Here is a 12,514-nt window from a genome sequence, read left to right as displayed (position 1 = left end):
ATAGTATCGGGACAAGAAGCCTGCCCCTCTTTCCTATAGTGGAGCGATAATGGAATTTTTTCAGTATGAAGAACGCTTTAAAAGGGAGATAGGGGAAGTAGTTTTTTGCATTAATATCGAAATGTTATTAATACTAAGGTTAAAAAGAGCAAAAACTATCCATAAGCGGTTGGAGGAAAGGGTTTTTCGCCTTAATATTACATGACAGTAAGGAATGGTAAAAGTGGTAAGAGATAAAAGTACAATTATTCATATAATATTGCTGCTGATTGTTACGGCTGTTTTTATTTGGTCAGTTATCCGGCCTGCTGGGTATTTGATATGGATAATGGAAGTATTACCTGCACTTGTCGTATTAATCGTTGTAATTGCAGCCTATAATAAGTTTCGTCTCACTACACTATCCTATATCATTATTGCTATACTTTCGATTTTGACGTTCATTGGAGGTCATTATACTTACGCAGAGGTTCCTCTTTTTAATTGGATAAAGGATCACTTTGATTTAAAACGGAATAACTATGATCGGTTGGGACATTTCTTAAAGGGTTTATTTGCTATTGTGATCAGAGAAGTTTTAATAAGAAAGACTCCATTAACGAGAGGGTCGTGGTTAGTTGCTATTGTACTAAGTTTCTCACTTGCAATCGGTGCCTTATATGAAATTATCGAATGGTTATCTACAAAAATAAAAACAAGAGGAAATGAACCTAAGGAATTTTTGGGAATGCAGGGCGATATTTGGGACGCGCAGTGGGATATGTCATTAGCTTTTGTTGGTTCAATACTCGCACTACTTATTTTTTCAAAACTCCATAACAAGTTGTTAGAAAAAAGGAATTTCGGAAATAAAAGATGACTGTGCTCTTTACAAGTGGAAATGGGGTCATCGAGCTTTTCCACTCGATTTTAATACATCCTAATTTTATATGCTATAAAACTAATTAGTTGCTCTTTACGAAAAGTGGTGGTCAACGGTGAAGATGATAAAGCAAAATATAACTGTTAGCGTTGTATTTTTATTAGATGCTGTTTCTTATAACTAATAATAACATTAACTCACATTTTTTATGGCTTTTTTAGTCAATTTTACAAGCATTCTTCCCATTGACAATGAAAAAAGGTAACTGAATTTTACTGACACAGCATCGGCCAAGGAGGGGGTAATGATGAATTTCTTACTGTCTATGTGTTTAATAAAACCTTTTCCAACTTTTTCAGGTGATGCTTTAAAATCTGTTGGAATTGGAAGTGGTGAGGATGATTTTGTATTTGTTAATGGCGGATGCATGATATGAAATGTCACACCGCTATCAGCATATTCCATTCTCAAGCATTTAGCTAAGGATTCTATTGCCCCTTTACTGCATGCGTATGAACTTATATTATAAAATCCGGTAACGCCTACAACTGAACTTGTAAAGCATATCCTGCCGCATCTTTGCTCTTTCATAATAGGTAATAACGCCTCTGTCAAATTTATAGCACCATGAAAATTCACATTCATAACTCTATCGAAATTTTCTCTATTGTGCTCTTCAAAACTTTTGAATAAACATAAGCATGCATTATGGACAGCATAATTTATGCTGCCAAATTGGGATTTTGTTTGATAAACCGCCATTTTTACTGACTCAATGTCATGTACATCACATTTAAAACTTAACAGGGTTTTGGGAAAGGTATCTTTAAGTTTATCAATGTTATCGCAATTAATATCAAGCACTGCAACACAGTTTCCATTCTCAAGCCATTGTTTAGCCATGAAATAGCCAATGCCATTATTTCCGCCTGTTATGAATAATGTCTTCATACTTTCACCCCCTATAATACTATTCTTTATAATAATGCTGATATTTCACTACTCATTAAACCTTTTTATACTGGGTTCAATTATTTCTTATAAAATCTTTAAGAATTTCAATAACTTCATTCTATTCTAGTCATCAATCATTCATTAAATGATAAATTATTTGTCTTTTTGATTTTCCCTTTTTCAACTAAGTAGAAAAGAATCTGCCCGCCTGCCTCACTCTATGAATTAATTACAGCCATAAGGAGCATCCTTCATTGTTGGTTTCGGCTGCGACTCAACGAAACTGGATATGGAAAATCAAACAGAGGTAGAGAAAGAGCTTCGCAAATTTATTCCGGACATCGAGGTGATGGAGAGCACAGGCCATGACTGGATGGCCGATCCACTCTCACGAACATGGGCCATGTTGAAAAAGAAGCAATTAACGGAGTATCTGGCTGAACTTCAGAGGGAAGAAGAAGGGGTGTTTATCGCAGGTTCAGATTATGCAAATGGCTAAAACCTTTTTTTTGACAATTCGTTTCACTTTTTAGTAATGTAAACTGGTAAGATGCGAACAATAGAAATAGAACGATCTTTTATCACGTTCATAAAAGGGTTAAAAACCTTTAAGATATAAGAGTTTTCTTGAAGCGTTCGTAGTAGAGATGAAGTAATTGATCATTACTAGGAGGAATTATTATGTCACAAACTATCTATGTACCCGAACAGCAAATGTTCCTCGATGTTATTCAGGAACGCCGTTCTGTTCGTTCATATGATCCAACAGTGCGAATCTCACGCAAAGAAATGACGGAGATATTGGAGCTGGCAACATTGGCTCCATCATCATCAAACCTGCAGCCATGGCGTTTTCTAGTCATTGATAAGCCGGAGTTAAAGGAAAAGCTTCTGCCAATCGCGTTTAACCAACAACAGGTAGTCGAGGCTTCTGCCGTTATTGCTGTGCTTGGAGATGTGGAAAGCTACAAGAAATCCGAAAAAATTTATGGACAGGCTGTTGAAGCAGGTTATATGCCGGAGGATACGGCTAAATCATTTATCGAGCGTACGACCGGAATGTACTCTACCTTGCCCCCTGAAGTGGCGCGTCAAATCGTATATACGGATGGCGGCCTCATCTCGATGCAGCTAATGCTTGTCGCCCGATCCAAAGGCTACGATACGGTTCCGATGGGTGGATACGATAAAGCGAAGTTCGTTGAAGCATTCGGAATTTCCAAACAGTATGTGCCGGTCATGCTGATTGCGATCGGAAAAGCAGCGAAACCTGGACATCCAACAACACGTCTTCCTGTTGAGGATGTTGCGTTCTTTAACGAAATGCCATCGAAATAAGCAAAACATAATCATCAGGGGAATGTGTGGAGAGGGAACACTTTCCAATTAAAAATGATGTATGATAAGAAACCTGCCCCCATGTCCCATAACAAAATGAACTGCCCCGTAATTGTTAGACACAACTAACGATTACGGGTGTTTTTTGTAACAAAAGCTTTTTTTTCAAGGGCTGTACCCCTACTGGCTGCCCTTATTTAGAGGTCAAATCTTCTCTGTTTGCTGCTTCTGGAGGCTGCTCCATCCATCCATTTTCAATCATAAGTTTGGCGGCTGATTCTACAAACAAGGAGATATTTGCTAATGATTTAGTGTACATCAGTGCGATATCATGTCTGCCATTAACAGCTAAGGAATTTCCTACTGCTCGAATTTTCATGGAAAACATATCTACTTTATGAAATAACATTAATTTATCTGAAAAAGGAGCAACGATTGATGTAGTGACTAAATGGTCCAAATAGGATGGTGATGGCAAGTTTTCCTTATGCAATTTTTCTATATAGTGTTCAATTACTTTATTTGTAATATCTTCCCCTCTCTTAAACAATTCCCGAACATTTTTTGATTTTGCCGTTTGACAAAAGCTTAAGAGTATCGCTTTGCTAGTTACGTTATTCTCGATATTATCGTAAAGATGGGCAATTTCTAATGCGTGCATAGGTCTGATATCTCCAAAAAAGCCATTTAGAAAATCTTTATCGATAAATTTTACTTTCTCAGGTATTGGAATATAGGGTGGTTTCCTAATGAAGCCTTTATTCAATAATATGCTTTTAACTTGTTCGAGTAACTCAATCGTAGAATTCATGCAATAGAGAAAAAAGTCATTTACATCCTTTCTGAACACTAAAGGAATGGCGACATTATATATGCTCATTCCAGCTTTCCCTACATAATTTATATAATGTACGTAGAATTCATCTTCGAAAAGCCTCGGTGCATCAAGGTTTACATCCTTATCAGTAAACCCAGCTGGAATCGGAAAGTTATCCTTTTCAAAAATGTCCTCTATCGTGTTTAAAAATTCATGAACTAAGTTCAATGCATTGTCCAATAATTTTTTTATATCTTGATCCTCTACATGTTGAAGAAAGTAGCTAATCACACATTTTGACATACTATTCCCCATATATACTGCCCATAGTTTCCCCATTTCTGCTGATGTTAATTTTTCATTTTGATTTGCTGGTGTTTCGGCTGTTTTATATTGTTTGACCGGTTCCATCGCATAATCACATCCATTTTTTTATTTAGCATTCCCTCTCGCTTTAAATCCTTATTCTATTTTGTGGACTTGATCTTGGAAAAAAATAATTTCATATTTATTTGGCAAAATATAATATAAGTAAAGATATTCTTGTACCCATCCTCTTGTAAAATTACTCTCTTGATAAGGAGATACATAATGGTAAAAAAAGTTTTCATCCCTATTTTCTGTTTTGTTTTCATTCTCGGAGGATGCATACAGACTAAAACGATTGAAAAAATTCAAATCATTGAAAGTATTGGATATGATGCGGCTGATGACAAAAAATACGAATTAACATTAGGCGTTATCATGTTTAGTCCGCAAGAGAAAGGCTCTTTTACAGGTAAAACTATCAGCGCTGCAAATTTTACTGGGTATGGTGCTGTTTGGAATGCCGAAAGAGAATTGCCGAAAGCTGTCGCAAGCGGAAAAACCCTGATTGGTTTATTCGGAGAGGATTTGGCAAAGAGAGGGATTGGCACGTCTTTGGATGGAATAAAAAGACATCCATCCATTGGGAGGCAGGTTGACTTTTGTATAGTTGAAGGGGAAGCGAAAAAGTTGTTAGACGGAAAATATGAAATAATGGATCAGACGACTTCACGTTATATCAAAGACCTTATTACACATAGTAAAAAAGGAAATTTACCAACATCGAATTTTCATGAATTTATGTATGCCTATTATTCAAAAGGGCAAGATGCTTTTATGCCAATGCTAAAAAGACATGGAGAAAATGTCCAGCTATCGGGGCTTGCTTTCTTCCAAAAAGATAAATATGTTGATAAAATTGGAGCCGAAAAACTGTTCGTTTTTAAAATGTTATACGAGAATATGAATAGAGGAAGTTATGCTGCCTCCTTTCCAGATAAGGATATGTATATTTCGATGGAAAGCTTAAAATCCAAGGTGGATTATACGATTACAAATGGAATGACACACCCCAATATTAAGATTAATGTAAAAATGAATGCTCTAATAGATGAAGTGAACTCGAACATTGAGTTATTGACAGAAATGGACGTGAAAAAATTTGAGAGGTTGTTAGGAAAGGATTTAGAGGAGAAAGGATTAGAATTAATTAACCAGTTTAGAGAAAAGGGGATTGATCCTTTAGGAATAGCAGATAGAGCTAGAAGTCAAACAAGGGGATGGGAATTAAAAAAGTGGCAGGAATTATTTTCTGATGCCCCTGTTGAATTAAATATTAAAATTGATTTTCTGGAAACAGGTATATCTGATCATCATTAATAAAATATTGTAAAAAAACAAAAGAACCGCACGATAGAACGGTGATTCTTTTGTTTTTTTGTTTATCTTGGGATAATATTATTGTTTTTGTTTTGCCCCTTTCAGCTTATAAATAATTTTCTGTGCGATAAATAGGAAAGGAATGTAACCATAAATAAAGTAAAAACCAGCGTCACCAGCTATGCTTCTTAATTTTTCAATGCTTGTCCGTTTTTCAATCATCCCCACAGCTACTACTAAAACGAACAAAATGACAACTAAAAGGAACCTTTTGTTGACTGGAAATATCTGAATAAGGCCTCGGTGTGCACTCCATATTGTCAAACAAATAATTGGCAAAACGATAAATAACCAAGCTGCTATTCCAAAATGTTCAAACCGTTCAATACCTGGCAATTCAATGATTTTCCAAAACATAATGGTACTCCAAACAATATGCTTCAGCTGATCTTGATGATAATAAACGATAGTAATGATGGCGATGTAAACAAAAATAAACGTAGTAAATATGACAGCAAAATGAGCCCATTTTTGTGATTTTTCAGGATGCTTTATAAAGGGATAGAATATTAGTAACAATTCAAACCCGGTCATGCTGAGGGTCCCAACTTTTGCTGAAACCAAAATATCTGAAATACTATGATCCATAATCGGAAATAAATTGCCGAAATGGGCAAATTTCAGCGGAAAAAGAAAGGACAATAGCAGAGGGAGCATGTAAAGCGTACTTAAAAAGCAAATACCTGTTATAACTCGGAACCCATTAATGACAAAATAGCCTACAACCAAAAGAACAACTAGGCAAAAAAACCATACTGATATTTCTGGGAACACCCACAATTGGATGATTTCGACATAAACACGTAAGACGGTTAATCCTAGCATTAATATATACAATGTAAATATCAAACTAAGTATTCCCCCAACCCATTTTCCAAACAGCTCCCGGTGGATAGCGATGATATCGCCTTTCCCATTATTCAAGATTCTATATAAGATCCAAACTAGGACATGGATGCTCATCCCTGACAGAATAATGGAAATCCACATATCTTGTTCAGCTTGGCGGCTAATTTTGGCTAAGTCAAGAACCCCTACACCTAATTGCATTGCATTAATGATATAGAAGACAAGAAAGGGGGAAACTAGAAGATTTTCTTTTATTAGATTTCGCATCACGTCACCAGTTTCTGTAGGAGCGGGCCTTATCCATTCTTTCGATCAAATAAAACAAAGCAGCGGCCCACTCTTAAATTGTTAATTTTCATTATCATTTTTTTCATTAAGACGAGTTGGATTTGCGCGCATAGGATCTTCCGGTCGCTGATACATAGGCCGTTTAGCCTGGCGATTGAAAGGCATTCTGAAAAAAGCATCTTTTAAATCTGAAAGTCGAGGCGGAAAAATAGGCTCAATAAAAGGCCTTCCTAAAGATGTCAAATTGAGCAGGTGACCTACCATAAAGGCAAAGAAAACCGCGATTCCGATTAAACCCCAGATTTGCGCAAACACTAGAAATGGAAAGCGGATCAAACGGATTGTGTTGCTCATTTGATAAACGGGTGTAGTAAATGAGGCTAGTGCAGCCAGTGCGATAATAATCAGTAATACACTGCTAGTTAATCCAGCATCAACGGAGGCGGTTCCAATAACAATACCACCAACGATACCGATCGTTTGACCGACCTTGCTCGGCAGCCTTGCTCCTGCTTCACGCAATAGTTCGATGACTAATTCCAAAATAATCACTTCGAGAAAAGGCGGAAAAGGAACGTCTGCCCTGGATGTAATTAAAGTAGCCAATAAATCCAACGGAATCATTTCATAATGATACGTACAAATGGCAACATAAAATGGGGTTGAAAATACCGAAAATGTAACAGCAAACAAACGAATTAAACGAAAGCTCGATGCAATATACCAAACTTGAAAATAATCTTCGAATGCAGAAAAAAATTCAACGATCGTAATGGGTGAATAAAGGGCATGCGGGGATCCATCAGCCAAAATAGCAATTTTCCCTTCAGTCAGGACTGCACTCACACGATCAGGACGTTCTGTATCAAGCATTTGCGGAAAAGGCGAATTTTTATTATCTGAAATCATTTGAGTAATATATGAACTGTCAATAATATGGTCATATTCAATATCAGAAATACGCTGTAACATCGTATTGATATTTTCCTGATTCGCGATTCCGTCAATATATATGATCGCTACTCTTGTTTTTGAAACTTTCCCGACTTCGATTTCGCGTATTTGTAATTGCGGGAGCAGAAGCCTTTTTCTTATTAGGTTAATATTCGTATCAAGAGATTCCACAAAGGCTTCTTTAGGCCCAACGACCGTAAACTCTACCTCTGGCATTGTTACTTGTCTTCTTTCCACTGTAACAGCAGAAATCGATAGACAGCGCGCATCATGTTCATTCATCTGGATGATGATGGAGCCATTCATGATTTTCGATTGAATTTCCTTTACATCATCCGTTATGAGAATTTGTTCGATTGGCAGCAGCTTTTTAATCTCATCCAGGCTATTAAAGGAATTCTCCGTTAAATATGGAAACACATCACGATGAATGAAATCCGGATTCACCATTGTCTTAATATAACTTATCCAGCATCGTCCGCCTTTTGTTTCAAACTCAAACCTTTGGAAATCCTTTGATGGTTTTAAGGTGTTAATTAAATCTTCCATAGTAAATCTGTTAACGTTCTGCTTATCAGGCGATTTCTTTTTTGACCATTTTAGCCAATTAAACAATTTATGAAGCTCCTCCCCATGAAACCGCATTATAGAAGATCATCATTTTGCTTATGCTTTCATCAGGTTTTCTATCAAGATATCGACAGTCTTCTTCAATTTTCTGCATGATTTGTAATATTTACTATGCTTAAGGATATCCAAAAAGGCTTCTCATTATTAAATAAAATAAACCCTCTTAAACGAAGCCAAGCAGGATAGAAATAGTGAAATTGTCCATATTATTAGGAAAAGAAAGGCAACATTCCATCTGGGTGTGGCTAAAATTAGGGGCAGTCTTTTTTTATACAAAAAAAGGGAATTGAATGTACAGAGGGTGTGTAGAGTTGAATGTGTTTTATGGCTTATTGTGGATTCTGTCATTGGTTAAATGGGGTGATATGAAGAATTGGAAGAAGTATTATCCGACCATATTATTTTATGCTTTAGGTGACTTTCTTTATCTTTATCTATTATCAGACTTTTATCCAATGTGGAAATATGTTCCTCAGGGTTTGGATAAATATTTCGGCTTAACCAGTACCCATATAACTTTAGCCGCAATTTTAATTAAATATCCAGCCACGATCCTTATTTACCTATCTAAATTCCCAGATAGAAATAAGATAAAACAATTCCTATATGTGATAGGCTGGGTGTTGATTTATTTTATAAATGAATTAATCGATGTTAAGCTTAACCAGTTTACATACTTTAATGGCTGGAATTTATATTGGTCAACCATGTTCACTATTGTTATGTTTTTAATACTTAGAATCCATCATACCCGTCCACTATTGGCGTGGTTCTTTTCATTTCTTTTTATTTTCCTTCTATGGCAAGTATTTGATGTTCCTAGTAAAGTGTTTAGGTAAACAAAGCTCCTCAAGCAATGTTTAATACATAAAATGATTTTGACTCAATAGGTAGTTTAGAGCCCGTACAAAAATTATTTCGTAAGTTTAGAAAATTAATCAGCTTCATATATTTCTTCTCATGGTATTATTGTTTTTAGTCAGGAGGAGAAAGAAGATGAAACGATATATTGGGGATGGAATGCTGCTCTTTACAGCGATTGTCTGGGGCAGCGGGTTTGTTGTAACTGCGATTGCACTAGAATATTTAACAGCTTATCAGGTGATGGCAGGCAGATTTGTGATCGCAACCCTCATTCTAATGATCTTATTTGGATATAAATTCAAAGGGTTTACGAAGTCTATCATATGGAAAGGCGTCCTTTTAGGAACTTTTTTATTTATCGGCTTTGCCTTGCAAACGGTTGGTTTAGAATATACCACCCCATCCAAAAATGCCTTTTTAACAGCCGTTAATGTTGTCATAGTTCCAATTATTGCTTATCTCTTATATAAACGCAGAATTGATCGTTATGAAATGGTCGGCTCTTGTATAGCCATCGTTGGTATTGGATTTTTGTCATTGCAAGGTACTATGACCATTAATATTGGTGATGCATTATCTCTCGCATGTGCAGTTGCATTTGCTTTTGATATATTTTATACGAATCTTTTTGTTCAAAAGGAAGATGCTATATCACTAACGATTGTACAGTTCATAACAGCATCTTTATTAAGTGTTGTGGCAGTGTTCATTCATGGGGATATACCGACAACGCTAGAAAATGAAGCTATATATTCAATTGTGTATTTAGCGATATTCTCAACAACGATTGCTTACCTTTTTCAAAATATCGCCCATCAATATACTACGGCGACAAAGGCGGCTATTATTCTATCGACTGAATCCTTTTTCGGAATGGTCTTATCGGTTATCTTTTTACATGAAATACTGACAGGCCGTATGATCATCGGTGCTGTGTTAATCATGCTCGCTATATTATTTGCTGAAGTGAAGCCAGTGTTCCGTAAAAAGCGGGCTTTGGTAAAATAACCTGTTATTCAGAATAGGATTAAGAGCTGTATACCTACTGCTCAATAAAATAATTTTATAATACACTTTAAAGAGAAGAGCGTGTTTCTATATGACATGCTCTTTTTATTATTTTACAAATAAATGGAACGATTCTGTTTAAGTCAATGTCTAATAGGTAGGACGTCTAATTAAAACTGAGCGCGCTGTTGTCATATTGATAATGAAACAAAAAGGAGGGAAATTGTGTCCATTTTTAAATCATTCTCTAGCCATTCCTTTGAAAAATTAATTAAGCATGAGCAGGAAAAACTTTATAAAGTTGCCTATTCATATGTAAAAAATGAACAGGATGCCCTTGATATTGTGCAGGAAGCCATTATTAAGGGATATAAATCCTTTCATAAATTGCAGGATATTCATTATTTTTCAACATGGATGACTAGGATACTAATAAATACGGCAATTGATTTTATTAGAAAATCTAAGGATGTTATTTTGCTTGAACCAGACTGGGTTGAAACTGGTCTAAATGAGGAGAATGCTGCCATTATGGCGATGGATATTGAACAAGTTTTTGAGATGCTAAAGCCACAGCAAAAAACATTGTTGCTTCTTCGCTTTTACTACGGATATTCTATTTCGGATATTTCAGAAATACTGGATAAACCAGAAGGAACCATCAAGTCTCAATTACATAGGACACTTTATCAGGTAAAAGGAATGCTTGAAAAAGGAGGAGTCACGTATGGAGAAGCTTCAAGAAGATATTAGGAAGATGGTAAATAATATGCCTGTGCCATCAGATCAGCTAAACAAAACAGTCCAAGAAGCTTTAATAATGGGGAGAAGCGGTAAAAAACAGTCATTTTTAAGAAGCCAGAGGATACTAGCTAGTATTGCCTCCGTTCTCATTATAGCTATTGGAGGTATATTATTAAATTCATTCATGACAGGAACTTCAACTGGCCAACATGCGGAAAACATTTTATATAACAACGGGGATGAAGGATTAAAACTGATGGTTAAGGAGGGGAAAGTAAAAAAACTATCATTAGCAGCGGAAGATCAAAATATAAAGGTCATGCTGGAAGAGGCGTATTTGGACAATCATCAATTAGCCATATCCTACCACGTAGAGTTTAGTGATCAAATGAGGAAGAAATATGATACATCTGACATTGAATTAGAACTATTCGTGAATGACCGTTCAGATGGGAATTCTTATTTTAGCGGAATGAATACGAAGGATCTGATAGAAAAGGGAGATATTTTAAAGTTTTATAATTCGAAGGAATTCCCTATCACTTCAGAGCTTGAAATTCGTATTAAAAAGATTAACGATGTAGAGGGAGATTGGTCCTTTGCTTTCACCTTGCAGAAAGATAGTGAATACATTGAAAAGACTAGTCCAATTGTAAAAGAGGATGAGCTTGGAAATTCATTTGCTGTCAAAGAGGTTCAACTAACTCCATCCTTTTTGCTTTTGAACACTAAAATAGAAATGAAGCTGCAGGAAGCGATGCCTGACAACAGTTATCTTGATTTGTCATTGGTTGCGATTGGACCTGACGGGGTTATGTATCTAGAAAAGGCGGTTAGAAGCACAAGCAGCAATAAAAATGCTTATGACCAAATTGTTTCAGAAAGAATCTTAAACGAGAAAGTTGAAGTGCCTAGAAGTATTAATGTCCATTCTTATAAAATTGTTCCCTATATCTCAACGTATAAAGGAAAAGAGATACCATCCAGCAATGGAAAAGCCTATATGTGGGATAGTGTTACAGCACCTTTTATGAAGGGAGCCATTTTAAACTTAGATTCAAAAATAAAAGTATTAAACATCATAGAGAATACCGCAGGGACCGTTGTCCATTATGAGATGGACCCATTACAGCCTGTTTTCCCGAGAATCATAAATCAAAAGACCGATCAACTGTACGAGGCTATTAGCTTTAAACAACTGCCTAACCATATAGAAGTAACCTATCCAAAAGTTAGTCAAGAAGAACCACTTGAATTCAATATGATTGATTCTGCTTATAAAGTATTTTCAGATTTGCAAATTGATATTGATTTAAATGAATAAATTTTGGGGATATTCACTATGAATTATATATTCATATGATTCATCTTTAATTGTTGTGAGATAGTGCCTGAGCATATAATTTTTAAAAAATAGGTTTAGGCACCTACTCTGTAATGATCCCCCCGACTGGTGAAAA

General features: G+C 35.8%; 12 protein-coding genes. 8 read left to right on the top strand and 4 right to left on the bottom strand.

Annotated elements, in window-relative coordinates; translation table 11 throughout:
* Positions 1-214 precede the first annotated feature (214 nt).
* The gene (locus tag V7149_RS07175; protein ID WP_335344961.1) at positions 215-859 is read left to right on the top strand and encodes a DUF2238 domain-containing protein; all 645 of its coding nucleotides are present in this window, start codon (positions 215-217) and stop codon (positions 857-859) included.
* 195 nt (positions 860-1,054) lie between these two features.
* On the opposite strand, the gene V7149_RS07170 is transcribed toward V7149_RS07175, so the two are convergent.
* Positions 1,055-1,813, bottom strand: coding sequence for an SDR family NAD(P)-dependent oxidoreductase (locus V7149_RS07170; RefSeq protein WP_335344960.1), 759 nt, complete (start codon positions 1,811-1,813; stop codon positions 1,055-1,057).
* 292 nt (positions 1,814-2,105) lie between these two features.
* Between V7149_RS07170 and V7149_RS07165 the strand changes: the two genes are divergently transcribed.
* A complete protein-coding gene (locus V7149_RS07165) occupies positions 2,106-2,315 on the top strand; it encodes a hypothetical protein (RefSeq protein ID WP_335344959.1) in 210 nt (69 codons plus the stop codon).
* 182 nt (positions 2,316-2,497) lie between these two features.
* Positions 2,498-3,154, top strand: coding sequence for a nitroreductase family protein (locus V7149_RS07160; RefSeq protein WP_335344958.1), 657 nt, complete (start codon positions 2,498-2,500; stop codon positions 3,152-3,154).
* A gap of 193 nt (positions 3,155-3,347) precedes the next feature.
* On the opposite strand, the gene V7149_RS07155 is transcribed toward V7149_RS07160, so the two are convergent.
* Positions 3,348-4,382 (bottom strand): DUF3231 family protein, encoded by a 1,035-nt coding sequence (locus V7149_RS07155; protein WP_335344957.1) that lies wholly within the window; start codon positions 4,380-4,382, stop codon positions 3,348-3,350.
* Between the two features lie 180 nt (positions 4,383-4,562).
* Between V7149_RS07155 and V7149_RS07150 the strand changes: the two genes are divergently transcribed.
* On the top strand, positions 4,563-5,657 hold the full coding sequence (locus V7149_RS07150) for a Ger(x)C family spore germination protein (RefSeq protein WP_335344956.1): 1,095 nt from the start codon (positions 4,563-4,565) through the stop codon (positions 5,655-5,657).
* Between the two features lie 78 nt (positions 5,658-5,735).
* Here the strand turns inward: V7149_RS07150 and V7149_RS07145 are convergent, their stop codons facing one another.
* Together V7149_RS07145 and V7149_RS07140 are read right to left on the bottom strand one after the other, a co-directional pair.
* Positions 5,736-6,833, bottom strand: a complete 1,098-nt coding sequence (locus V7149_RS07145; protein WP_335344955.1) for a GerAB/ArcD/ProY family transporter — start codon at positions 6,831-6,833, stop codon at positions 5,736-5,738.
* Between the two features lie 81 nt (positions 6,834-6,914).
* Positions 6,915-8,357 carry a spore germination protein gene (locus tag V7149_RS07140; RefSeq protein WP_335344983.1) on the bottom strand — a complete coding sequence of 481 codons (1,443 nt, stop codon included), beginning with the start codon at positions 8,355-8,357 and terminating at the stop codon, positions 6,915-6,917.
* Positions 8,358-8,755: 398 nt separating this feature from the next.
* Between V7149_RS07140 and V7149_RS07135 the strand changes: the two genes are divergently transcribed.
* The 4 genes from V7149_RS07135 (at position 8,756) to V7149_RS07120 (ending at position 12,378) form a co-directional block, all read left to right on the top strand.
* Positions 8,756-9,277 carry a CBO0543 family protein gene (locus tag V7149_RS07135; RefSeq protein ID WP_335344982.1) on the top strand — a complete coding sequence of 174 codons (522 nt, stop codon included), beginning with the start codon at positions 8,756-8,758 and terminating at the stop codon, positions 9,275-9,277.
* 157 nt (positions 9,278-9,434) lie between these two features.
* Positions 9,435-10,310: a DMT family transporter gene (locus tag V7149_RS07130; protein WP_335344954.1), complete on the top strand. Its 876-nt coding sequence runs from the start codon at positions 9,435-9,437 to the stop codon at positions 10,308-10,310.
* A gap of 225 nt (positions 10,311-10,535) precedes the next feature.
* Positions 10,536-11,063 (top strand): sigma-70 family RNA polymerase sigma factor, encoded by a 528-nt coding sequence (locus tag V7149_RS07125; RefSeq protein WP_335344953.1) that lies wholly within the window; start codon positions 10,536-10,538, stop codon positions 11,061-11,063.
* Complete coding sequence (locus V7149_RS07120; protein WP_335344952.1) at positions 11,038-12,378, top strand: DUF4179 domain-containing protein; 1,341 nt, start codon at positions 11,038-11,040, stop codon at positions 12,376-12,378. The genes V7149_RS07125 and V7149_RS07120 overlap by 26 nt, the downstream gene beginning before the upstream one ends.
* Positions 12,379-12,514 lie beyond the last annotated feature (136 nt).

The organism is Bacillus sp. JJ1503 (assembly GCF_036965125.1).
Taxonomy (GTDB): domain Bacteria; phylum Bacillota; class Bacilli; order Bacillales; family Cytobacillaceae; genus Cytobacillus.
This window is presented reverse-complemented; position numbering and strand designations above follow the sequence as displayed.

Coding starts and splice junctions, on each gene's coding strand:
- V7149_RS07145 (WP_335344955.1), bottom strand. CDS start 6,833: ATGCGAAATCTAATAAAAGAAAATCTTCTAGTTTCCCCCTTTCTTGTC.
- V7149_RS07160 (WP_335344958.1), top strand. CDS start 2,498: ATGTCACAAACTATCTATGTACCCGAACAGCAAATGTTCCTCGATGTT.
- V7149_RS07155 (WP_335344957.1), bottom strand. CDS start 4,382: ATGGAACCGGTCAAACAATATAAAACAGCCGAAACACCAGCAAATCAA.
- V7149_RS07140 (WP_335344983.1), bottom strand. CDS start 8,357: ATGGAAGATTTAATTAACACCTTAAAACCATCAAAGGATTTCCAAAGG.
- V7149_RS07175 (WP_335344961.1), top strand. CDS start 215: ATGGTAAAAGTGGTAAGAGATAAAAGTACAATTATTCATATAATATTG.
- V7149_RS07170 (WP_335344960.1), bottom strand. CDS start 1,813: ATGAAGACATTATTCATAACAGGCGGAAATAATGGCATTGGCTATTTC.
- V7149_RS07120 (WP_335344952.1), top strand. CDS start 11,038: ATGGAGAAGCTTCAAGAAGATATTAGGAAGATGGTAAATAATATGCCT.
- V7149_RS07130 (WP_335344954.1), top strand. CDS start 9,435: ATGAAACGATATATTGGGGATGGAATGCTGCTCTTTACAGCGATTGTC.
- V7149_RS07165 (WP_335344959.1), top strand. CDS start 2,106: ATGGAAAATCAAACAGAGGTAGAGAAAGAGCTTCGCAAATTTATTCCG.
- V7149_RS07150 (WP_335344956.1), top strand. CDS start 4,563: ATGGTAAAAAAAGTTTTCATCCCTATTTTCTGTTTTGTTTTCATTCTC.